22 protein-coding genes, 1 other RNA gene and 1 riboswitch are annotated in these 23,952 nt (G+C 37.0%); of the genes, 11 read left to right on the forward strand and 12 right to left on the reverse strand.

Translation table 11 applies throughout. The features are described from left to right. Nucleotides 1–60: 60 nt before the first annotated feature. Together MHB51_RS10200 and MHB51_RS10205 are read right to left on the reverse strand one after the other, a co-directional pair. Nucleotides 61–855: a basic amino acid ABC transporter substrate-binding protein gene (locus MHB51_RS10200; protein WP_066167773.1), complete on the reverse strand. Its 795-nt coding sequence runs from the start codon at nucleotides 853–855 to the stop codon at nucleotides 61–63. Nucleotides 856–1,184: 329 nt separating this feature from the next. Then, the gene (locus MHB51_RS10205; protein ID WP_107941915.1) at nucleotides 1,185–1,622 is read right to left on the reverse strand and encodes a hypothetical protein; all 438 of its coding nucleotides are present in this window, start codon (nucleotides 1,620–1,622) and stop codon (nucleotides 1,185–1,187) included. A 189-nt stretch (nucleotides 1,623–1,811) separates the two neighbouring features. On the opposite strand from MHB51_RS10205, the gene MHB51_RS10210 reads away from it, so the two are divergent. The 5 genes from MHB51_RS10210 to MHB51_RS10230 all read left to right on the forward strand — a co-directional run bounded on the left by MHB51_RS10210 (nucleotide 1,812) and on the right by MHB51_RS10230 (nucleotide 6,985). After that, nucleotides 1,812–2,450, forward strand: coding sequence for a YfbR-like 5'-deoxynucleotidase (locus tag MHB51_RS10210; RefSeq protein ID WP_201261879.1), 639 nt, complete (start codon nucleotides 1,812–1,814; stop codon nucleotides 2,448–2,450). A 126-nt stretch (nucleotides 2,451–2,576) separates the two neighbouring features. Beyond that, entirely contained in the window at nucleotides 2,577–4,052 is a 1,476-nt protein-coding gene (locus MHB51_RS10215) for a methyl-accepting chemotaxis protein (RefSeq protein ID WP_342558089.1), read from the forward strand. A 205-nt stretch (nucleotides 4,053–4,257) separates the two neighbouring features. After that, a non-coding RNA gene (ssrS, locus tag MHB51_RS10220) (6S RNA) lies at nucleotides 4,258–4,447 on the forward strand. Between the two features lie 679 nt (nucleotides 4,448–5,126). Then, nucleotides 5,127–5,654 carry a spermidine N1-acetyltransferase gene (gene speG / locus MHB51_RS10225; protein WP_107941910.1) on the forward strand — a complete coding sequence of 176 codons (528 nt, stop codon included), beginning with the start codon at nucleotides 5,127–5,129 and terminating at the stop codon, nucleotides 5,652–5,654. A gap of 164 nt (nucleotides 5,655–5,818) precedes the next feature. Further along, complete coding sequence (locus MHB51_RS10230) at nucleotides 5,819–6,985, forward strand: YbfB/YjiJ family MFS transporter (RefSeq protein WP_342558090.1); 1,167 nt, start codon at nucleotides 5,819–5,821, stop codon at nucleotides 6,983–6,985. Nucleotides 6,986–7,111: 126 nt separating this feature from the next. On the opposite strand, the gene MHB51_RS10235 is transcribed toward MHB51_RS10230, so the two are convergent. Then, entirely contained in the window at nucleotides 7,112–7,738 is a 627-nt protein-coding gene (locus tag MHB51_RS10235) for a histidine phosphatase family protein (RefSeq protein ID WP_235615988.1), read from the reverse strand. Between the two features lie 139 nt (nucleotides 7,739–7,877). Between MHB51_RS10235 and norA the strand changes: the two genes are divergently transcribed. Further along, complete coding sequence (norA, locus tag MHB51_RS10240) at nucleotides 7,878–9,044, forward strand: multidrug efflux MFS transporter NorA (protein ID WP_342558091.1); 1,167 nt, start codon at nucleotides 7,878–7,880, stop codon at nucleotides 9,042–9,044. Between the two features lie 54 nt (nucleotides 9,045–9,098). Here the strand turns inward: norA and MHB51_RS10245 are convergent, their stop codons facing one another. The 4 genes from MHB51_RS10245 to MHB51_RS10260 form a co-directional block, all read right to left on the reverse strand. Continuing rightward, complete coding sequence (locus MHB51_RS10245; protein ID WP_342558092.1) at nucleotides 9,099–9,923, reverse strand: basic amino acid ABC transporter substrate-binding protein; 825 nt, start codon at nucleotides 9,921–9,923, stop codon at nucleotides 9,099–9,101. 202 nt (nucleotides 9,924–10,125) lie between these two features. Next, a complete protein-coding gene (locus MHB51_RS10250) occupies nucleotides 10,126–10,848 on the reverse strand; it encodes an amino acid ABC transporter ATP-binding protein (protein WP_342558093.1) in 723 nt (240 codons plus the stop codon). After that, nucleotides 10,835–11,503, reverse strand: a complete 669-nt coding sequence (locus MHB51_RS10255; RefSeq protein WP_107941899.1) for an amino acid ABC transporter permease — start codon at nucleotides 11,501–11,503, stop codon at nucleotides 10,835–10,837. Before MHB51_RS10255 ends, MHB51_RS10250 begins: the two co-directional genes overlap by 14 nt. 76 nt (nucleotides 11,504–11,579) lie before the next feature. Further along, the gene (locus MHB51_RS10260; RefSeq protein ID WP_342559481.1) at nucleotides 11,580–13,184 is read right to left on the reverse strand and encodes a M20/M25/M40 family metallo-hydrolase; all 1,605 of its coding nucleotides are present in this window, start codon (nucleotides 13,182–13,184) and stop codon (nucleotides 11,580–11,582) included. A 331-nt stretch (nucleotides 13,185–13,515) separates the two neighbouring features. Between MHB51_RS10260 and MHB51_RS10265 the strand changes: the two genes are divergently transcribed. Both MHB51_RS10265 and MHB51_RS10270 read left to right on the forward strand, forming a co-directional pair. Next, nucleotides 13,516–14,259, forward strand: coding sequence for an IclR family transcriptional regulator (locus MHB51_RS10265; RefSeq protein WP_107941895.1), 744 nt, complete (start codon nucleotides 13,516–13,518; stop codon nucleotides 14,257–14,259). A 472-nt stretch (nucleotides 14,260–14,731) separates the two neighbouring features. Beyond that, on the forward strand, nucleotides 14,732–15,919 hold the full coding sequence (locus MHB51_RS10270) for an ornithine--oxo-acid transaminase (protein ID WP_066170384.1): 1,188 nt from the start codon (nucleotides 14,732–14,734) through the stop codon (nucleotides 15,917–15,919). Nucleotides 15,920–16,028: 109 nt separating this feature from the next. On the opposite strand, the gene MHB51_RS10275 is transcribed toward MHB51_RS10270, so the two are convergent. Next, nucleotides 16,029–17,525 (reverse strand): hypothetical protein, encoded by a 1,497-nt coding sequence (locus MHB51_RS10275; RefSeq protein WP_342558094.1) that lies wholly within the window; start codon nucleotides 17,523–17,525, stop codon nucleotides 16,029–16,031. A 105-nt stretch (nucleotides 17,526–17,630) separates the two neighbouring features. Here MHB51_RS10275 and MHB51_RS10280 point away from each other — a divergent pair, with 105 nt between their 5' ends. Continuing rightward, nucleotides 17,631–18,797, forward strand: coding sequence for an MFS transporter (locus tag MHB51_RS10280; protein WP_342558095.1), 1,167 nt, complete (start codon nucleotides 17,631–17,633; stop codon nucleotides 18,795–18,797). 30 nt (nucleotides 18,798–18,827) lie between these two features. Here MHB51_RS10280 and MHB51_RS10285 read toward each other — a convergent pair whose 3' ends face one another. After that, nucleotides 18,828–19,730, reverse strand: a complete 903-nt coding sequence (locus MHB51_RS10285) for a DMT family transporter (protein ID WP_342558096.1) — start codon at nucleotides 19,728–19,730, stop codon at nucleotides 18,828–18,830. Nucleotides 19,731–19,819: 89 nt separating this feature from the next. Between MHB51_RS10285 and MHB51_RS10290 the strand changes: the two genes are divergently transcribed. Further along, entirely contained in the window at nucleotides 19,820–20,377 is a 558-nt protein-coding gene (locus MHB51_RS10290; protein WP_066170399.1) for a DUF1273 domain-containing protein, read from the forward strand. A 72-nt stretch (nucleotides 20,378–20,449) separates the two neighbouring features. Then, nucleotides 20,450–20,761: a hypothetical protein gene (locus MHB51_RS10295; RefSeq protein ID WP_342471406.1), complete on the forward strand. Its 312-nt coding sequence runs from the start codon at nucleotides 20,450–20,452 to the stop codon at nucleotides 20,759–20,761. A gap of 51 nt (nucleotides 20,762–20,812) precedes the next feature. Here MHB51_RS10295 and MHB51_RS10300 read toward each other — a convergent pair whose 3' ends face one another. From MHB51_RS10300 to MHB51_RS10310, 3 genes are all read right to left on the reverse strand, one after another. Then, nucleotides 20,813–22,081: a nucleobase:cation symporter-2 family protein gene (locus tag MHB51_RS10300; RefSeq protein ID WP_342558097.1), complete on the reverse strand. Its 1,269-nt coding sequence runs from the start codon at nucleotides 22,079–22,081 to the stop codon at nucleotides 20,813–20,815. Between the two features lie 23 nt (nucleotides 22,082–22,104). Next, entirely contained in the window at nucleotides 22,105–22,677 is a 573-nt protein-coding gene (locus tag MHB51_RS10305; protein ID WP_066170411.1) for a xanthine phosphoribosyltransferase, read from the reverse strand. 312 nt (nucleotides 22,678–22,989) lie between these two features. Continuing rightward, nucleotides 22,990–23,091, reverse strand: a riboswitch (purine riboswitch). 87 nt (nucleotides 23,092–23,178) lie between these two features. Continuing rightward, nucleotides 23,179–23,922, reverse strand: a complete 744-nt coding sequence (locus MHB51_RS10310; protein WP_342558098.1) for a hypothetical protein — start codon at nucleotides 23,920–23,922, stop codon at nucleotides 23,179–23,181. Nucleotides 23,923–23,952 lie beyond the last annotated feature (30 nt).

Raw genomic sequence — 23,952 nt, forward strand, 5'->3', positions numbered from 1 at the left:
AAAGGAGCTGTCTTAAAATAGCTTTTCAGACAGCTCCTTTTCCAATAGCCTCATCTCACACTACTCGTTCCAAAATTCTGAACCTGTAATTTCTTTTAGTTTTCCATTATCTTTAATTTTTTGTAAGCCTTCATTTAGCTTATCTAATAACTCTGTATTTCCTTTACGAACCATAAAGCCGTAATATTCTTTTTCAAAAGCATCGTCTTCAACAACTTTTAACTTTTTATCTGGGTTTGCTTTAATATACTCATAGACAACCGCATTATCACCAATTGCTGCATCCGCATTGCCATTTAGCATTTCTTGAATGGCAAATGGTTGGCTTTCAAATGCCAAAATGTTTTTGCTTGTTTCACCTTGAAGCTTTTTAGCAGCAACATGTCCTGTCGCATTAATTTGTACAGCAATTTTCTTATCTTTTAACTCTTCTAATGAGCTAATTGTTGAATCTTCACGTACTGCGATTAATAGCTTTGACTCATAGTATGGCTCTGTGAAATCAAAAGTTTTTTGGCGGTCCCCTGTAATTGTAATGCCTGATGCACCAATGTCTGTTTCTTTATTATTAATCGTTGAGAAAACAGCATCCCAGCCAATGTTTTTCCATTCTACTTGAATGCCTACTTCATCAGCAATTGCCTGTAATACATCTACATCAATACCGACAATGTTGCCGTTTGTATCAATTGATTCGAATGGTGCAAATGTAGCCTCTGTACCCACTACATATACCTTATTATCATCACTTGAGCCTGAGTCACTACCAGACTTCGTGTCATCCTTTGTTCCACAGGCTGCTAATGCAAGCATTACTGCAACAACCATTAATAGTATTGAAAATCTTTGTTTCATAAACAATCTCCCCCTAAACTAAATAAGTCCCTTTATCATCCTTATCTCCACTCCGGCTAACTCTCGTCTAGATTTCCTCAAGCTTACTTGAAAAAATCATCTTCAAAATCTGTAACACCCGCAAAATGAATGCCTCTGAAGCATGCATTTTGCCATCTATAAAGATGGGCATTTTTGTATCTGTCGCTACGGTTGCATGTCACAAAAAAACTCGCTAAACCGAAATAAAATAATTCAGAAAAGTAAAACTTGTGTTTATTATAGTAATACTACTAGGAGAAAAGCAATCGTTTTCAGAAAAAACTATTAATATAGAAAATTTACTCTTTTTACCACAAACTAGGCTTTGCTACCATAAACCAAAGCATAATCAACATTAATACAACATATAACCATGTTGAGCGTCTTAATTTAGTAATAAATTTTGTGCGCTCGAATTGCACTGTGCCGAATGTTTTCATCGTCGGCTTGAACGCAGATGCTAAAAAATAGGTAGAGCCGATAAGCAAAACGAATGTCATGATAAGCCATGATGTATGCCAAGGCCAGCCACCTCGCCACATTAAAAGAGCTCCCGACAATACAAGCACATGCCCGCCATGCTTAACTGCTGTTATACCCGCTTGGAATGACTGTACATAACCGATTAACATCGCTTCTTCTGCCGTTTCCATACGTTTTAAAATGGAGAATAATGCAAACAATGGACCTATTGATACAACTGCACTTGCTATATGTACATATAATAGAATATTAAAAAGTAACAAACTTCAACACCTCTTTAAGTTGGTTTCTGCTTTCAGTATAGCATCGTTGCGCTGTAAAGTTGTTGTTAATAATATGTTAAATGTTTTATAAAACATGCTTTTTGGGTATAAATTAAAGTATGCTGTAAGTGAGAATGCTTGTTCATTCCTCCCTTATGACAAGCCTTCTCAACATTAACTAGAAACGGAGTGATTGTTATAGGTATTCATCGTTTTTTCACAAGCTTAAATGATTTGGAGCGCATTATCCGCTGCCCTGGACGCTTTAAGTTCGAGGAACACAATGTAGCTGCACACTCTTGGAAGGTATCACAGTATGCAATGTTTTTCGCTACTTTAGAGGAACGCGCTGGCAATGTAATCGATTGGAAAGCTTTATATGAAAAAACAATTAATCATGACTTTGCAGAAGTATTCATCGGTGATATTAAAACACCCGTTAAACACGCCTCTCCCGAACTAAAAGAAATGCTTGCACATGTTGAAGAAAAAATGATGGAGAAATTTATTCGGGAAGAAATCCCCCCCGATTTCCAAGATGTCTTTTTCGAACGCATGAAGGAAGGAAAGGATGCAACAATCGAAGGTCGATTATTGGAATTTGCAGATAAGCTTGATCAGTTTTATGAGGCCTTTGCTGAATTAAAGCGTGGTAATACAGATACCGAGTTTGTCCATATGTATCAAAATGCATTAGCGAAGCTACTTTTAATTCCATTAAATGCAACAGTGCAATATTTCCGCACAGAAATTTTAAAGGATGCAATGCAGGAGGATACGCATATTGATGTCGCTACGCTCACACATGAAATTTTAAATAAGCTTTAAACTAAAGTTTTCCTAAAATCATGAGGAAGACTTTTTATTTTGTATATATTCTATATTTGATGTAATGACATAGGCTGATTCTTTTAGTATAATCGAATGAATCATCATTCATTTTGGAGGGGTTTTATGGAGCTTAAAATTCAATATGATACACAAAAAGTACATCGTGTAAATTTAGCCATTATTACAGCTTTAGCCATCCTTATTTGTGGACCTCTAATTATTTCAAGAGGGATTTTGTTTTTAGTAGTCGGCCTAATCGTTATTGCATTGGCAGCTATTAATTATTTTTTACCAATAAAGCCCTATGTTAAAGGCTTTATTTTCGGTATGATCCCTACTGCAATTGTCTTTACATTATTTTTAGTTGACCAATTTTCACTAAATAAACATTATATTTTAATATGTACAGTCGCAATTATTGCACTTTATTTTAAAAGCAGTCTAATTGTCGTTTTTGGTATAATTGTTAACATTGCTATTATCGTCATTTATATTTTAAAGCCTGAAAATTTATTAGGGTCATTTAATTCATTTATCATTTTTATAACATTATTTTCAATTTTGAATGGGGTCATTATCGCTTTTTACTTAATTACTAGATGGGGCAATGCATTAATAAATCATGCGAAGCAGCAACAACAGGAAGTGCAACATTCCTTCCAACAGCTCCAAAGTACATTTCAGGAAATTGAGTCAAGCACACAAGTTCTTGATGAGCATGTAACACAGTTTCAGCAAACAATGGAGCAAATTGCACATAGCAGCCAGTACATACTTTCTGCTTCTGAATCCATTTCAGCAAGCACGCAACAGGAGGCCGCAAGCTTACAATTTATTCGTAGTGCAATGAACGATTCTATGCATTTTGTAGGGGATACGCTGGAAATCTCTAAAGATACTGTTGCCCAATCAACAAATATACAACAAGAGGTCGTTATAGGCTGGGGGAAAATGCAAGATTCAATGGGGCAAATATCCATCATGAGCAGTGCCATGCATGCTACTGCTGATACGGTTAATGAGCTTCAAAGTAGCTTACAAATAGTTAATCAGCTCTTATTAGGAATTCAGCATATCGCCGAACAAACAAATCTACTCGCACTTAACGCAGCAATCGAGGCTGCACGTGCTGGTGAACATGGAAAAGGCTTTGCCATTGTCGCAGATGAAGTACGCAAGCTGGCGGAAGAAAGTGCTTCGATTACGATTAATATTACACAAGTAACAGAAAGTCTTTTCGCTAAATCAACTGAGGCACAGCAGCGCTCACGGGAAGGAGAACAGGCTTTACAACATGGAGAACAATCCCTAAAGGAAGTTGGCGAGTTTTTAAATCGTTTAAAAGACTCCTTCTCACAAAGCAACGAAGATTTAACGCGCGGTATGGGGGAATTAACAAGTGCCGTCGCGCAATTTAATACCATTCAGCAGCAGGTGGAAAAGCTCAATGAAATGACTACCCAAAATGCTATCTCAACGAGCGCGATTGTCCAAGCTGTCGAGGACGAAAATCAAATGCTGCAAACGATGAGCGATATTACAAATCGTGTACAAGCCTTAAATAGTGCATTGAAATCGCTTGTTACGATGCAGAAATAAAAGAAAAAGCTTTAAGCACTACTAAGGAGCTCTTAAAAGTGATTAGCAATCAAGAATTCCCATTTGATGGTTTTTTGACGAATAAAATTGCTGAGCTGTTAAAGTATCATTCAGAACATTTGTATTAATTTCCATACGTTATCATTTGACAAATTTGTGTAAACACACTTACTTGCACTCATTTAATAGTTGCACTACAATAAGAATCAAGCTACGTTGTACGTATTAATATTAAGTTTTAACCTTTATACAGTAACAGGGAGTTTTATATCCGAGCTGGAATGGCGAGCCTTAGCTCCTTTGACCTAAGGATAAACAGGAATGCTCATGCGGACACCCACTTTGAGAAGTGTGGTTTAAAACTTTCTATATATTTACGGCAATGTGGCTTTTCTTTCAAAACGTTGATACATCAGCGTTTTGAAGTACATAGAAGTTTTGAAAAATAACGATTTAAACTGCTCCAAGAGGTATTGGGATAAAAATTTCCAATAAATAATGTGTTACCACAAGACTACTCAATAACGAGTGGTCTTTTTTGACGTGAAAAATGAAATCAAAGCGATTTTAGGTTCTATCAGTAAGTAGCTCTCAAAAGTCTGATTTCTCTGGGGTTTTTCCCGATTTATATTCGCTACTGGAAACTAGGAACTTCCTGCTTAATCATGATAAACTAGTTAAAAAAGAATCTAAGCGTGTTGATTATATAAATATTGTCTATTAATTAGCGAGTATTATTTAGAGGAACCGCCATTTATTAAGCATGCATTCGTTGATTGGAGCGCAGGGGGCGATTCCATCGTGATTAAAGGTAGGGAGGCTAAGGTCACCACATCCTGTGGCAACGCCTCCGTGACCAACCTCGTGTTAACCTCGAGCTGAAAATCTATTTATTTCGGCATTCGCCGAAATAAATTAGCTGAAGCCGCCCCCGAGGAAAGCATCCTCAGTAGCTGAAATCAAAGAATCCCTAGGCTTTCTTTGTAAAATAAAGGCTAATCAACACGCTTGAAAAGAATCTTCATTATTGCAGACATGCTAAATAATTATTTGTTTTCGGAGGCGTATTATTTGATGGACAATCGTATTAAATTAAGACCATTAGAACGAGAGGATTTAAAATATGTGCACAAGCTTAATAACGACTCTAGAATTATGTCGTATTGGTTTGAGGAGCCTTATGAGTCATTTGTAGAGTTACAGGATTTATTCGAGAAGCATATTCATAAGCAAAGTGAAAGACGCTTCATTATCCAAAAGGATGAAGAAATACTTGGCTTAGTTGAACTGGTCGAAATTGACTTAATTCACCGCAATGCAGAATTTCAAATTATTATTGACCCTAATTGCCAAGGCAAGGGTTATGCATATTCAGTTACTGTATTAGCGATGCGCTATGCTTTCAACATCCTTAATTTGCATAAGCTCTATTTAATCGTCGACAAACAAAACGAAAAGGCCATTCATATTTACCAAAAGGCGGGCTTTGAAATTGAAGGCGAGCTGAAGGAGGAGTTTTTTACTGCTGGCTCTTATCACGATGCGTACCGCATGTATATTTTTCAACGTGACTTCCATCGTAATAGCAAAAAATATTTATAATCAATGACTGAAAAACACCTTTCAATATCTGTGATTCCTCTGAAATGATGGAATCATGGATTTTTTTATTAAGTAAAATTTAAAAATCCTATCGCTATTTATTAATATAAATTTTATCGGTATAATAAATTTATTTATTATTCAGACATTGTGAGGGGATTTATATGACGAGGCAGCATATTGGAATTGTATTTGGTGGGATTTTACTTTTAGTTGTTGCAATGGGAATTAGTCGCTTTGCTTTTACACCTATTTTGCCATTTATGCGTGAGGATGAAGGCTTCTCGCTAAAGATTGGTGGTTGGCTTGCATCGAGCAATTATATAGGCTATTTCCTTGGCTCACTTGGGGCAGGCTTTATTTATAAACGTAAAAGAGCCTTTTTAATGACAAATGTCGTTTTAAATGTGCTTTCCATTATTGCTATGGGACTGACACAATCTTTAATCCCCTGGCTAATTTTACGCTTTATTGCGGGTTTAACAGGCGGCTTTATTTTCGTCCTAACCTCCAGTATTGTCATGGATTATTTGGCTGCACATGTTTTAACTCGCTGGTCAGGCTTCATCTTTAGTGGAATTGGGCTTGGCATTGCTATTTCTGGGCTTGTTGTGCCCTATTTAGAAAGTATTGTTGCATGGCAAGGTACATGGATGGGACTCGGCATTATATCAGCGTTACTTGTGACAACAACGACTGTCTTATGGCGTAATTTAACTGTACATAATAATGAAAAGACGGCTAAAACAAATGATACAAATATATGGCGAGGTTTTATGCCCTGGCTCATTATTGCTTACGGTTTAGAAGGCTTAGGCTATATTATTACAGGGACATTTCTAGTCGATATTATTTACAATATTGATAGCTTGCGTGCATATGCAGGCTATAGCTGGGTTGTTGCAGGATTAGCTGCCGTCCCATCTGCACCGCTTTGGGTTTCATTGATGTCAAGGCTCTCGCCAGTAAAGGCAATGGCAATTGCTTACATTTTGCAAATTTTCGGCATCATCCTACCTGTTCTTTCGCAAACAGTATGGAGTGTGCTACTATCTGCCTTTTTATTTGGGATGACTTTCGTGGGACTCGTTTCCATGTCAACAGGCTATGCACGTCAGCTATTCCCCTCACAAAGTGGCATAGTTGTTTCAGTGCTTACGACGTTTTATGCATTTGGACAAATTATTGGACCTATTTTAGCAAGCAAATTTGAGGCGCACTATGCTAGTTATAAAGCGCCTTTGCTCTTTGCTGGAGCTGTTGTCACATTAGCCTTGCTTATCTTGTTATTTGGTCGTTGGTATAATAGAAGGAAATCTACCGTTGTTTAGGAATATCGGGAAAGACGCCCTCTTTCCCGACCCTGCTCAAAACCTGTGACATCCACTGGAGGACACGATGTCGGTCACTCAGTCGTTATCGCAGGTGGCGATGTTCTTGGACTGAGTTCCTATGATTCAACGTGTGTTTGAACACCCACTGAAAGACGTCAAATGTGCCTGTGAATTCAAACAACTAACATACTTCTTGCCATCTCTTAATTCAATCACATGGAGCCCTGTATCACCCGTATCGAAAAAGCATTGCTGCTCGAGCGTTTTGCCTAACAATACATTCAATAAATGCTGTAATGTACCACCATGTGCAACAATTGCAATTTGCTGTAAATGCCCATAATTATGTAAAATCGACTCCCATACGTACTCCACACGATATCGGAATTGTAATTGCGATTCTCCACCTTCAATTGCTATATGCATTGGTCGTCCACCCTCCGGCAATGGATATTTTATTAAGGCCTCCTTGCGCGACATTCCTGCTAATACGCCATTATTATATTCCATTAAATGCTCTACTGTGATTAACTCGCAAGGACAATATTCTCTAATAATATCTGCTGTTTGATACGCCCTTTGCAACGGGCTTGTGATAATCGCCTCTATCTTATAATGCGCTGCGATATGATTAGCTAGCTTCGTTGCTTGTTCTATGCCTAGCTCTGTCAATGGAAAATCTGCCCTTCCTTCGTGAACTTCTAATAGATCTGCTTGAGATTGCCCATGCCTTATAAGCAACAATTTCATCACCATCACCCTTTCGAGATTATGTAACTAAAACTATTTTAATGTAAACAATTATTAAAATAAAACAAAATCATTGACCCTATAGTCACTATAGGGTTTACTCTGTATATAGCACAATTTTATAGTAGGAGAAGTTTTTATGTTTGAGAAAAATTCAAAAGTCACCTTAAGTATTTTATTAGCAAATCTTTTTATCGCATTCCTAGGTATAGGCCTCGTCATTCCCGTTCTTCCAACGATTATGAATGAATTAAATATAAACGGCAAAGTTGTCGGCTATATGGTTGCTGCCTTCGCTATTACACAACTCGTTATCTCACCTATCGCAGGTAAATGGGTAGACCGATACGGTCGTAAAATTATGATTGTTATCGGTTTATTTATTTTCGGATTCTCTGAGTTTTTATTCGGTATTGGAACAACTGTCTCAGTTCTTTTTATATCTCGTATGCTCGGCGGCGTTAGTGCAGCCTTTATTATGCCGGCTGTAACAGCATTTATTGCGGATATTACCACAATGGCTACACGTGCGAAAGCTTTAGGTTATATGTCAGCAGCTATTAGCACGGGATTTATTATTGGACCGGGTATCGGTGGATTTTTAGCTGAAATCAGTACAAGGATGCCTTTCTATGCTGCAGGTATTTTAGGCGTAGTTGCAGCGATTTGCTCGATGTTATTATTGAAGGAACCTACGCGAGCTGAGGAAGTGCAGGCAGAGGAAGTAGAGGAACAAAAATCAGGTTTACGCCGCATTTTCGTACCAATGTATTTAATCGCCTTTCTAATTATTTTTATTTCTTCATTCGGCTTAGCTGCCTTCGAGTCATTATTTAGCCTTTTTGTTGACCATAAGTTTAGCTTCACACCAAAGGATATTGCTATCGTTATTACAGGTGGTGCAATCGTTGGTGCGGTTGCACAAGTCGCATTATTCGATCGGTTGACAAAGCGTTTAGGTGAGATTGCAGTTATTCGCTATTCGCTAGTTTTCTCGACAATTCTTGTATTCGTCATGACGACAGTCAGCTCTTATATGGCCATTTTAATCACAACGTTTTTAGTATTTGTTGGATTTGATTTAATTCGACCTGCTGTCACTGCCTATTTATCAAAAATTGCGGGTAATGAACAAGGCTTTGTAGGTGGGATGAATTCTATGTTTACGAGCCTTGCAAATATTTTTGGCCCAATTATTGGCGGCCGTTTGTTTGATATTGATTTAAACTATCCATATTATTTTGCGGTATTAGTTCTAGGCATCGGGGTTATCATTACGATTTTCTGGAAAAAACCTCAGCATTAAGGTGCCAGGCACGCAAACAATTCTGAATTGTTTGCGTGCCTGGCACTTATATTTTTATTGAACTTTAATTACTACATCCTCAGGCTTTGCTATGCCTTCAATAAGGCCGTTCTTTTCACCATTTAAGTACTCATCAAACAGCTTTTCGTATTCGCCATTTTCTTGTAATTTAGCTAATCCTGCATTGATTTTTTCGATTAGCTCTGTTTTCTTCTTATTAATTGCAATACCGTAGTATTCACCTGCTAAAATATCACCTACGATTTCCGCATCTGTTGTTTGTGTCGTAATATAGTTAATATTAGAAGGGTTGTCATATAAAACTGCATCAATTCCACCTGTATCTAATGCGCTATACGTCGTGCTAATATCTGAATATTGCTTAATATTGTTGTCTTCAATACCATTTGCAATTAAATAATTATAAGATGACGTACCCTTTTGGATACCTACTAATTTTCCTTTTAAATCATCAAAGCCTGTAATGCCTGAACTTGGTTTTGCTAAAATAGATAATCCCGATTTATAGTATGCATTAGAAAAAGCAACGCTCTCTAAACGTTTATCTGTAATTGTAATTGCACCAACTACTACATCGATTTGACCTGCAATTAATGCTGGTACAAGCCCATCAAATTGCATTGTAGAAAACTCTACTTCGAACCCTTCTTCCTCAGCGATTTTTTTGATTAAGCCAATATCAAAACCAACTAGCTCGCCATTCACATCACTTTCAAAAGGTGGATAAGTAGGACTTGTCCCTACTTGTACCACAAGTTTATCAGAGCTACCTGTCCCGCCCTCTGATTTCTCCCCACCACATGCTGCTAATACACCAACAATTAAAACTGATAATAATAATAATGCTATCTTTCTCATAAATATCCCCCTATTATTAATAAAATTTTGACTTGCACAAATGCTTAACAATGTTTCAATTTTTAAAACGGTAAATACATGATTATGTTTTGATAGCTACTCTTTGCTACTTTAAATTATTTAAGTACACACCTCCTTTTATAATAGAAATCATATAGTTATTGGATTTAACGATTTCTTCAACTAAAAAACTTTACATCTGTCACAAAACTTTTGATAAAAAGTCTTGTGTACGTTTTTCTCTCGGATTATTAAAAATCTCACTTGGTGTGCCTTCTTCAACTAAATAACCACCGTCCATAAACAATACGCGGTCCCCTACTTCACGTGCAAAGCCCATTTCATGTGTGACAATAACCATTGTCATTCCTTCACGCGCTAAGTCACCCATTACTTTTAATACTTCACCAACCATTTCTGGGTCTAGCGCGGATGTAGGCTCGTCAAATAGCATTACTTTTGGCTGCATCGCTAAAGATCTGGCAATTGCAACACGTTGTTGTTGCCCACCTGATAATTGGTGTGGATAATGTTTCTCCTTATCAGGTAAGCCTACTTTTTTTAGTAATTCTCGCGCATGGCTCTCTGCTTCTGCTTTCGTTTTCTTCAATACTTGAATCGGACCTATTGTTATATTTTCCAATATCGTTAAATGCTCAAATAGATTAAATTGTTGAAAACACATGCCTACATGCTGTCTTAACTGCTGAATATTTGTTTTCGGGTTCGTTAACTCCATTCCAACAATTTCTATCTTTCCTTTATTCGATTTTTCTAAGCCATTGAGACATCTTAAAAATGTGCTTTTTCCACTTCCAGAAGGGCCAATTACTACGACTACTTCTTGAGGATGGATATGTGCATCAATACCTTTTAAAATCTCCAAGTCACCATATGATTTATATAAATTCTCAACGCGTATCAAGTTTCATTCTCCTCTCAAGGTAACCCGCAAACTGGGATACACTAAATATCACTACAAAATAAATGATTCCTATCGCTACCCAAATGGCAAAAGGCTCAAATGTTGTCGAAATAATAATTTGCCCTCTATACACTAAATCGATAATTCCGATTGGTGCTAATAACGAAGTATCTTTAATCGCTTGAGCAGATTGATTCACTAAAGGTGGAATCATTCGTTTGAAAGCTTGTGGTAAGATGATAAAACGCATAATTTGAAATTCGCTCATCCCTATACTTTCCGATGCTTCCCTTTGCCCCTTATTAACACTTAAAATCCCTGCGCGAATAATTTCGGAAATATAAGCTCCTTGATGCAAAGCAAGTGTTAACGTTGCAGCTACAACTGGATACGACCTTTGTCCAAACCACTCGCTCATTGGCAAAATACCTGCTAAACCAAAAACAATAAAAAATAATTGTACTAATAATGGTGTAGAACGAAAAATTTCTACATAAACTGAGGCACTTGTTTTTAACACTTTAGATTTTGATAGTTTCATTACGGCAACAACTAATCCGATAATGACCGCTAAAATAATTGAAACTACCGAATAATAAATTGTGTACTTTAATCCTTCTAAAAGCTTAGGTAGATTATCTATTACTGCATTCATAGCTTCCCCTCCGACTTACATACCCATATTACAAAATCAAATGAAACCGCTTACTTATATTCCTAACTTTCACAAACTAAATGAGGCTTTTTACTAATGTTTCAATAATTACAGGCATTTCTTTAAATGCGCTGTCAACATGTAATCTTTCCGTTTTTTGATGAGCATCCTTACCAAATGGTCCTACATTTAATACAGGGCTTTGTAAAGTCGCCATCTCTTCAAACGGAATACTGTATGTTTCTCCCCAGACCGGTGTATTCTTTTCAAACGCTGTCCAGTCCCCAGATATATCAGAATAATTAACGTAACTTAAATCACATATGCCATTAAAATAATGGATTTGTTCAATTTCAATGTCGAAAGTTTTCGCCGTTTTCTTCACTAACTGAATTGCATCCTTTACAAGTGGATGGTCCGATGAATTAATTGCTGGATAATAAGGCGGTGCATATAAAATAACAGTTGCCGGTGCTAGCTCTTGACAACGAATCATTAATTGGTCGACAATGCGAATTGATTTCTCTCGGTCATCTAACTGGTCATTTTTAACAACTTGTGCTTTAATAGAAGCTATTTCAACTTCACCTAATTTTTGAATTGCGTATTGTAACAATGTTTCATAACGAAGTACTTTCACAGCGCCTACCCCGTTCACTTGCTCACGTTTACAAATGTTTTCATAATGTGCGTTACAAGCTGCCATTGCCTCATTAGCTACTTGCTCAAATAAGTCCATAATTTCCGTCGCTGTACGCTTTAATAAAAACACATTGTAAAGTGCGGCTGCACGGTACGGTGTTTGTGTTGAATATTCCATCTTTAAATCCTTCAATTGAAGCGAAACAGGTAAAGGTGTTTGTTCCCCTAAATCACTCTCACGGAAAATAGGATTCCATTCCATATGCTGTGTCATATAGGAGGCTATAAAGCTTGCTGTCATACCTTTCAAAGGTTCACCTGCATGTGTTTCCTTACCATAGAATAAAGCGGCTGGCATAATTTTCCCAATCGTTCCTGAATACATATACTCTTTAATATCTGTAGGATTTTGTGAGAAGGATGGCTCACTATTCAAAAATAATTTATATGTTAAACCATATTGTTTACGTAATCTCACTAATTCCACTACGGCTGCTCGCATCCCAGCAGAGTTTACTTCCTCATCCGGTACAGCCGTTAAAAGTAGATTGATCGGCCAATTTTCATTGCTTGCTTTTTCAATTAATTGCATATGCAAAGCTAAGCCCATTTTCATATCCATCGTGCCGCGACCGAATAAATAATTACCTGATTGTAAATCCGCTTTAACCACTTCTGGCAAATCATTAAAGTATTTTGGTTCCTTTAGCTTTTCTGTCAGCTCCTCAGGGAAAAAAGCAAGTGGTTCTAATTCACCGTATTCCTCTGTATGCACTGTATCGAAATGGCTAATTAGTACGATTGTTTCTGTCGCTGTCGGATGCTTATAGAGTGCAGTAACTGCATTGCGACCGAGACCGGCATCATGTAACTCAATATATTCAGAATGCTCTTGAAAATAGGGCAACATCTGTAACTTATCACGCAGCTTATATGCAAATTTGTTCTCGCCCTCTGTTAACGTTCGACTATCCCATCCAACAACTTCACATAATAATGCGCGTAATTTCTCTGGTGTATTCCAAAAATACTGACTCATCATTTTTCTCCCTTTCCACTGCTACCATTCATCATTTCTTTTTTACCCACATCTACAGACAGTAACTATAATTACATATTCTAATGATGTATACATAACTAAATCATTTCACCCCTTTTTCCGCTTGACGGAAATCATTTCTGCTAAACGGAAATAATATACTATGAAATATAATCGTTAACGATTATAATGTCAATATATTCTGATTCTTTTAGATACGCTAAACGAATATTTTTTTACTGAAAGCTCACCGCAAAGCTTGTGGCGCCTTCCTATTCGTTAATGTAAAATTAATAGCAATCTAGTAAAATGAAAAGGTGTTGTTAATATTATGCAATTATTAGAAAGATGTGTAAAAATAGCCAAAGCACTTATGTCCTCTGATACACATAACGGTTTATCCATTTCTGATTTAGCTCAAAAATGTGATTTGCCAATTAGTACCTTGCACAGAATTTTACAAGCAATGATTCAGCAAGGTATGGTGGAACAAAATAAACAAACAAAACACTATCATATCGGGACAATTTGGATGGAAATCGGTTTGCAAATATATGATTCCCAGGATTTTATTAATGTCATCCGACCTGAGCTACAGCGCCTATCAAAGGAAGTTGGAGAAAGTGTATACTTAAGCAAAATGTCAGGCACAGATACAATAATCATCGAACGAATTGACAATATTACTAACCCTATTCGCATCTATGATCCATTAGGTATTCGGATTCCAATGCATATTGGTTCAGGTAATAAAGCTTTACTCGCTGCAATGTCAGATGAAGAAGTAACAGAGATTTTAAGCCAGCTTGTCACACCGAAAGAGATAGAACAACTTAAAAAACAGCTTATGCAAATAAAGGCAAAGGGCTTTGCTGTCAGTCATGGAGAATTTACAAAAGGAACATCAGCTGTTTCCGCTGTTGTTTATAATGGATTTAATGAAATTGAAGGTGTTGTAACCATTGACTTTGTAAGCTTCAATGTCTCCGATGAACATATTCAAACATTAGCAAACAGTGTCATCGACACAGCTAAGCGAATTTCTTTGAAGCTTGGCTATAAGGGAGGTGTCTGAAAGCGCGCGTTCACAGTGCTTTCGGACACTTTTTTTAATGAATAAATAACTTAGAATAATGTCTAGGCTAAACGGGTACCCTTCGGTCATTTCAAGTCTTCATTCAAAATGCTGGAGCGTTCACTTTTACGCCTGCACCCTTCTATACCTCTTGGAGCTGAACGGCGGCTTTATCTCTATTCTCTTTTCTAAAGATGCTTCCGTATTTTTCTGCACTCCTGCATTCTAAAGAATAGCAATAATGCACAAAAGTATAATTTTATAAATTATAGAGCTATACTAGTTATTAAATTGCGAAAAAACTTGAGCTACTTCCCCATTCGCAGCTCAAGCTTTTTGTGATGAAAAAATATTTAAAAATAAAACTTGAAAAATGCAAGATATTTCTGCATTATAATAAGTATAAGGTGCAATAAGACGCAAATTTTCTTTGCGCTCTATTCTATTACATTTAATAAGGGGGATTTTTATTATGACGAAAACAGCTCAACTTATTACACAAACTGAAAATTTCGGTGCAAATAACTACCATCCACTGCCGATTGTGATTTCTGAAGCAGAAGGTGTATGGGTAAAGGACCCTGAAGGCAATAAATATATGGATATGTTATCTGCTTATTCTGCAGTTAACCAAGGTCACCGCCATCCTAAAATCATTGAGGCATTAAAAAAACAAGCTGACCGCGTGACATTAACATCTCGTGCATTCCACTCTGATCAACTAGGTCCTTGGTATGAAAAAGTAAGTAAATTAACGAATAAAGAAATGGTTCTACCAATGAACACAGGTGCTGAGGCAGTTGAAACAGCGATTAAAACGGCTCGTCGTTGGGCATACGAGAAAAAAGGGGTAGCAGAAAACCAAGCACATATTATTGGCTGTATCGGCAACTTCCACGGTCGTACGATGGCAGCGGTTTCTTTATCCTCTGAGGCAGAGTATCAGCGTGGCTTCGGTCCATTATTACCGGGCTTCAGCTTAGTACCATATGGCGATATTGATGCATTAAAAAATGCTATTACGCCAAATACAGCGGCATTTATTGTTGAGCCAATTCAAGGGGAAGCAGGTATCCTTATTCCACCAGCAGGCTTCTTAAAAGCGGCGAAGCAATTATGTGAAGAAAACAATGTATTATTTATCGCAGACGAAATTCAAAGTGGTCTTGCACGCTCTGGAAAAATGTTTGCTTATGAATGGGAAGGTATTACACCAGATATTTTAATCCTTGGTAAAGCACTAGGTGGTGGAGTTTTCCCGATTTCATGTGTTGTAGCTAACCGTGATGTTTTAGGCGTATTTAACCCAGGTTCACATGGCTCTACATTCGGTGGAAATCCACTTGCATGTGCGGTATCTATTGCGGCACTTGAAGTAATTGAAGAGGAAGACTTAGCAGCACGCTCACTAGGCTTAGGCGACTACTTCCAGGAAGCCCTTCGCCAAATCAACCACCCTGCGATTAAAGAAGTACGCGGACGAGGTTTATTTATCGGCTTAGAATTACACGAATCTGCTCGACCATACTGTGAGAAATTAATGGAGCGCGGCTTATTATGTAAAGAAACACACGATACAGTAATCCGCTTTGCACCACCATTAGTAATTACAAAAGAAGATTTAGATTGGGCAATCGAACAAATTAAAGCTGTGTTTTAAGAAGACGTCCGAAAAGCGTGCTAACGCACTGCTTTTCGGATGTTTCAGTTTATATAAGTGCCAGGCACAGAAACAATTCAGAATTGTTTCCGTGCCTGGCACTTAATCATTAACATCCAAACCAACATGTCGTTAAATTAGGATAACCATAAATATTTTCTACACTTCTTCTGAAATTAGAGGGATAATAGATTTCCCGGAAGGATTTATACAGGACAGCAAACCATGTGTTATCATTAACATTTTCTAAAATAATAGACAATGGGTGCTCTTTATCATTTTCTAAAATAAATGGTGGGGCGAGGTACTCTCCTATTATTATTAAATCTACTTGTGTAAATAATTTATTTAAAGGCAAATCATCAATCGTAAGCTTTATTACCTCTGCTTGTATACCTTGCTCTTCACAAAAATTATGCAAAGCTACAATAAATTTCGTTTGATTGACGATATAGCCAATACGCAATGCCGGCATACTTACCCGTTGTAGGCTAGTTAATATTTCTTGAACACAGGATGACTTTAGAGAATCCACCTGCCCTATTTGTTGCGCAAATCGCTTTAAAATCCATAGCATATATAGACGTACCTCGCGCTTCTGCAAGTTGTTTGAAAAAGGATTAAAGTAAGTTGATACGATTCCCCCTAGCTCCACACAGCTCTGATACTGCGCTTCGTTTTGTTGCATTGACCATTCCAGCCTTCTTTGCAGCGTTGAAGGTATCGTTACAAATTGAATCTTATTAATAAGTGCTTGTGTGAGGTGATATTGAGAGCATGCTGTTAATTGCACTGCTCCATTAGAATCTTGAGCTATTTTATACGCCCCTGTTCCAATGCGGTAGTTTAATGGATGATACAAGCTAAAATCCAATTGAGAAAGAAGTGTTAGTAACTCCTCCTCTCCCCCCATATATTTGATTTCAAAAATAGCATTCGTTCGTTTTTCTATACTAATCACTTTTCTAAAAAAATGACTATATTTGTTTAGCATAAAAGTCGTTTTAATTGATTGCATGATTTCTTCTATTTTTACGGTTTCTCCATTATGCCAATAAAGAAATGGGCGAACGTAAAAAATAAAGCATTGTCCAAATTGCTCCCAATGGTGGATTAAATCTCCTTTAAACGTATTATTATTTTGAATTACGATACGGCTATAAATATGGGATAACACCCAGCCACTTTCGGTATCGCTATAATTATGTGGGTGAAGGTTTAGATTTTTACTATAAATAGGTATTGTCAGCATTGACGCTGCTTTTCGTTCATCTGACACGATATTTTCCGTCAATAATGCTGCGACATTTTGCTGGAACTTCTCTGAAAAGTAAGACATATTTATATCTGTTAGGGCTTTGAAATTTTTCTGTTTGAATTCACTATTTAATACAATAAGTAATTGTTTCTCGATATCCTGCAACCACTGAATGCTTGATATATGTCCCCTTCCTTTACCTGCACAATAACGTATCCAGCCCTCTGTCTCCCATTTCTTGATTTTGCGAGTCACTTGCTTTGTACTTAACTGCATCATCTCACTTATCTTATGAATGGATAGTTGTTCATTACGCAGTGACCATAATAATTGCAATGCTAACTCCATTATTTATCCTCCCCCACTTTAAAAAGTAGACATAAATCTCAGTAATTGTCCCTTTTTCTTTTTCTACGTCCACTTTATTATAGCATTTGAAGGGATGTGTTTAGATTGGTTCGTTTAGCAAAAGTAATTTGGTTACAAGGATTATTGGATTTTTCCTTATCTGCTTATTTTATTTTTACTACATGGAGTCTTTATGAGCAAACAGAGAATGTGGTGTATACAGGACTATTTGTAGGGCTAGGATTATTGCCAAGCTTATTATGCATACCTTTTATCGGGGTATTTGTAGATCGTTATAACAAAAAGCATTTATTAATTTTGGCACTAACATTAATACTTCTAACAATATGTACAGTTCTAATAAGTTTCAAAAATATATCGCCTGTTCTGCTAATTTTGTCCAATATGGTACTGCAATTATGCGGGTCACTTATACGTCCAACTATGCAAGCATATCTAGCTACCATCTTTAATAAAGAGCAGCTTATTATCACTTTTCAAAAATCGGCTTCTTACACGATTATTGGTGGTATTTTAGGCACTGCTATTAGTAGTTTCTTCATTGCTCAAGCATTGATTAACACGCTATCAGTCATCATTTTGTTAACCTTAATCATCGCATTTTATTTACTTTGGCAATTACCAACAGAGCAAGCATCTACTGCTCTTACCCACCATTCAATGCTTGAAGAAATGATAGCTGGCTTTATCTATTCCTTGTCTAGTCGTTTTTTTCTACAACTACTGGTCATCATGGCAATTGGGCAATTGATTTATCATACAACTATCGGATTTTTAGCAGCTTATACGTATGAAGTTTTAAAATCTTCTGCTACTGTTTATGGATTGCTTGAAATAACAATTTCAATCAATGGTGTATTAGCTGGATTACTTGGCGCAAAATTCATAAAGCGATTCCAGCGATTTTCTTCACTAACTATTATGCTCATACTAATAGCTAGTCTTTTTTTGCTAACGTTTAACACAACGCTCGCATTCACTATGGTAGGCTGTGCAGGCATTGGGTACTGTACAACATGGATACGAACAACATTTCAAGCCATTCAACAAATATCAACAGAACCTCAATACCACGGTCGTGCTGCTAGTGTTCGTATGTTTTTTAATCAAAGTATTGTCGTTTGTTTAACACCTATTTTTGGTATATTAGCTGAAAACTTCTCTATCCACCACGTATTTTTCATATTAGCTACTCTTAGCTTTATCGGAATGCTTCTTTGTAGTTCTAGCCAGGTACATAAACAATTCTGAATTGTTTGTGTTTGTTTGTGTGCCTGGCACTCATGCTTTTCGGCTTCGCACAAATGCCTCTACCGCTCCTGTTCCCGTCAGCACACCAACAATTATAAGCAAGCAGCCAAATATTTGATTCATACCTATCGGCTCCTTTAGTAAAATGGCTGTGCCTAGCAAGCTGAATAACGTGTTAAAATTACCAAAAATCGCAGTTTCGGCTGCGCCTATTTTTGCGATGGCATAATTATAAATAACATGACCAAGAGCAGTTGCGAATATTGCAGATGCTAATAATAAAGCTATTGCTGACGGTGCAACCGTAGTAAAGTAGATAAACTGCGCTGGCTCTATCATTAACGCTAGTAATAGCAAAACTATCGAGCCACTTAGCATCATATAGCCTGTTAGTACGACCGGATTTAACGTTTTGGATGCCTTACTTATGATTAGAAAGCTAAATGCTTGTGCTAAAATAGATAGAAAAACGAGGATATCACCTATTGCTATTCCCGTCATTCCTTCTCCCCCACGTAAAACAGCCATTATCACTCCAAACGTGCCTACAACAAAGCCTAAAAAACGCTGCCAACTCATTTGTGTGAAGCCAAAAATGATAGCAAGTATTGCCGTTAATAATGGGCTAAAGCCTAAAATAATACTGCCCTTCGTAGCCATCGTATTTGCTAATCCAAATGCTAACAAGCTATGGTGTAGCACGACGCCTAATATACTTGCAGCCATTATAGAATATACCTCGGTACGAGTAGGCTTTTGTAGCTTTTTTAAAAGAGCTAAAATCCCTACAACAGTAATGCCAGCAATAAAAATACGCACAGCAGTCATCGTCAATGGACTAAAATAAGAAACTAATAGCTTTAAGGCAACAACATTTAATCCCCAAGCTAGCATTACAATTAGTAAAATGATATATATTTTAGCTTTTCCCATGCCATTCCCTTCTTTCTCCTCAAAAAATCTCGTACAATTAGAAACATCTTAACATACGAATCAATTAATTATCATAGGGAGTGATTTAGATGATTAAAACACTTTTTATTACAGGCTATAGGCCACATGAGTTAGGTATTTTTAATGAGCAGCATCCAGGCATTGCGATTATAAAAAAAGCAATAGAAAATAAGTTACTGGCATTATTAGATGATGGCTTAGAATGGGTGATTGTTAGTGGTCAGCTAGGTGTTGAACTATGGGCGACAGAGGTTGTTCGCGCATTAAAGGAGCAATACCCTATCTTAAAATATTCGGTTATTACACCATTTTTAGAGCAGGAGAAAAACTGGAATGAGCATAAGCAAGAGCTATATCAACGAATGATTTTACAGGCTGATTTTGTCACAAGTGTAACGAAGCGACCATATGAGGCGCCTTGGCAGTTTATTGAGAAGGATAAATTTATTATTAGCAATACAGATGCGGCGCTACTCATTTATGATGAGGAAAATGAAGCATCACCTAAATATGTATTAAATTTAGTAAAAAAATATATGGAGCAACACGATGAATACGAGCTTTTATCAATTAATGCTTATGATTTACAAGTCATTGCTGAAGAAATGCAGCAAGAAAATTGGTAATATACGCATCTTCTAATATTACAGAATTCTGATATAATACAGGCAAAGTAATATACTAAGGAGGTGCTCATTATGATTAAACTAGAAATGATAGTCGAACAACAGCCAATCCACATTTCGCACGACACGTATCGCAGAGAATGTCGTTATACGCGTGGCATTCATATTCCTGCTGATGAGTTCTCACAAATTATCAATCTTATGGAAGAAGATACAAAAATCTATTTTGAGTTTCATAATGTAGCTAAGAAAATTGAGCCTGGTATTTATTTGAACGGTCATTCGAGCCTTGCAAGACAAATTGATAACTACTATAAAAAAAAGAAAAACACTGAAATTATAGGCATTAATAACGGTAAAGATTTTTATGTCAAGCTAACGTAAAAAACGTGCCAGGCACACAAACAATTCAGAATTGTTTGTGTGCCTGGCACTTTATTTTTTGCCAATCATATTGAATACAATGTTAAGAACAATCGCTGTCACAGAACCACAGACGATTCCATTTGATGTTAAAATATTTAAGCCAAACTTAGAAGGTAATGATGCGAATAACTCTGGTACAACGGCTACGCCGATACCTAATCCTACCGCACAGGCAACAATCATGGCATTTTCTGTTGATTTCGCAATTTCTGGAGCTAGCATTTTAATTCCTTGTGTAATGACCATTCCGAACATCGCTAGCATCGCAGCACCTAGCACAGGCGTTGGAATAATTGTCGTTAAAGCAGCAAGCTTCGGTAAAAAACCTAGCGCAACTAACATCCCACCTGTAATAAAAATAACTTTGCGATCACGCACGCCAGATACTTGAATTAAGCCGACATTTTGTGAAAACGTCGTGTATGGGAAAGCATTGAAAATACCACCGATAATAGAGGCTAACCCTTCCGCACGATATCCCCTCGCTAAATCCTTCGATGTTAAGGGCTTTTCACAAATATCACTTAATGCGTAGTAAACACCTGTTGATTCAACTAGGGATACCATCGCTACAAGTGTCATTATAATAATGGCAGATGCATCGAAGGTCGGTGTCGCTAAATAAAATGGCACTGCAATATGCATCCAAGAAGCATCAATAACTGGTGTAAAGTCCACCTTCCCCATAAATGCTGCAACAATCGTCCCAATGACTAAGCCTAATAAAATAGCAATCGCACGGATAAACCCATTAGAAAAACGGTAAATTACTAAAATAATTAGTAGTGTAATAAACGCTAAACCAACATTAGAACCTGACGCAAAGTCATCTGCCCCTTGTCCACCGCCCATATTGTTAATTGCTACTGGAATTAAACTAACCCCAATAATTGTCACAACTGAGCCTGTTACAACAGGTGGGAAAAAGCGCACTAATAAGCCAAAAACACCTGAAATTAAAACAATAATGATACCGGAAGCGATAATCGCACCGTAAACCGCACCTAAGCCGCTAGAAGAACCGATTAAGATAATTGGGCTTACCGCTGTAAATGTACAGCCAAGTACAACAGGCAAACCAATACCGATATATTTGCCTTTCCATACTTGCAATAGTGTCGCAATACCACACATCATAATATCAATTGCGACTAAATATGTCATTTGTGCTGGCGTAAAATTAAGTTCGCCACCAATAATCAAAGGTACTAAAATTGCTCCTGCGTACATTGCAAGTAAATGCTGTATACCTAAAGTTGTTGCCTTAAAGCCATTCATAAAAAATGTGACCTCCTACAGTCCTAATCAAAAAATTCAACTTTGCCGTTTGCTAATGATTTAATATTTGCCAATGATTCAATGCGTAAACCTTGCTCTCGTAATTGTTGTCCGCCCTGCTGGAATCCCTTTTCAATAACAATTCCCGCGCCAACAACATGCGCACCTGACTGTTGTACAATATCTAATAATCCTTTCAACGCCTCACCATTCGCTAGAAAATCATCGATAATAATTACGCGGTCATCTGCTGACAAAAAACTTTTAGAAACGGAAATTTCATTTACTTCGTTTTTCGTGAAAGAATGAACCTTTGAAGAATATAAATTATCTGTTAATGTTAAAGATTTACGCTTGCGAGCAAAAACAACAGGCGCACCAAGCACTAGTCCTAAAAATGTTGCTGGTGCGATACCCGACGATTCAATTGTTAACACCTTTGTAATGATTTCATCGCTATAGCGATTGGCAAACTCCTCCCCTACTTCCTGCATTAGCATAGGGTCGATTTGGTGATTTAAAAAAGAATCCACCTTTAATACAACATCTGATAATACTTTTCCTTCTTGCTGAATTTTATCCTTTAAAAGCTTCATGAAAGCTCCTCCTCTAAAATAATAAATCAATTACGCCTCGGCTTACTGTCGCCTAGGTTTTTTGAGCAAACTGATGGAATTTAACCTAAAGCCGTTACGTCCTGTAACATTCTCCCCAAAATCTGGACACTTAGTAGTTATCGAAAATAGCAGTGTTCTTAGACTAAAAGTTCCTCTTTGTTAGGGAATATCCAAACATTTACTAAAAGAAGCTAAAAAACTCGAAAAGCTATCTCTATATAGAGAAGAGCCCTTCGAGTTTTCTACACCGAAAGAACGTATAACAATAAATTAACATGTAAATCTCACATGCATTTTGCTACTTCTTCTCATAGTCGATTTCTTTACGGGAAATCGGTAGAAACTTACGAGCCATATCCTCGTTATTATATGAGTAAAATATAATTTTGAATTAAGAATGCTCCAATTATAAGCACCAAAACGCTTTAATGCAATAGCTCCAAAATAATAAAATTTTTCACACTTTTCTGATTATGTATCTTATTGATACGGCTCGTATAAGCTCTTTATTTTGTCTTTAAATTGTTGAAATACTTTACCCTCTTTACCGTAGTAACTCATGCTACGGCATGCTAAAACCTTAATAATATGACCATTTTTACAATGCAACTCTCCAAAAACACCATACTCCTCTAATTGTTGCACTTTGTTCACTTGACTATAGTAATCCGTTAGCTGTTCGGCAAAATTCATTCTAAATTGTTGCACTGCCTCTGTACCATGTAAGACAATAAATTCGGGCTGAAATTCCTCCACTACTTCTCGAAAGATTACTTGCCCTCTCTTATATAAATTCGGCGTTTCCTTGCGCGCTAGCTTTAGCTCCTGCACATCCTTCACCTGTAAAGTATTTATATATGTTGCAACTACCTGAGTATTAAACGTTTGCCTGACCCATTCAATGAAATGCAACATCCCCAAATACTCTCGCGATTGCTGCTTCATCTCATGGCCGTATATTTCATCGAATAATTGACCATTTACTAGCGCATCGATATACACAGCTTCACTCGTTGTATTACTTTCAATTTTAGGAGTCGCAACTGCACCGACTAATAACATTCTAGATTTATATGGATTCCCATCGACTTGAAACGGTCGAAAGGCCAATTGCGCATCATCATCCGTTACCCAAGCTTGTATCTTTTTATAAAACCCTGCCGATACTCCCATTCGCTTCACATCCTTCATAATAATGATTTCTTGCATTTTAGCATATTTCACTTACCTTTTCCTAGCGTATGTAAACAACCT

Origin of the sequence: Metasolibacillus sp. FSL K6-0083 (assembly GCF_038630865.1) — a bacterium.
Taxonomy (GTDB): Bacteria; Bacillota; Bacilli; order Bacillales_A; family Planococcaceae; genus Metasolibacillus; species Metasolibacillus fluoroglycofenilyticus.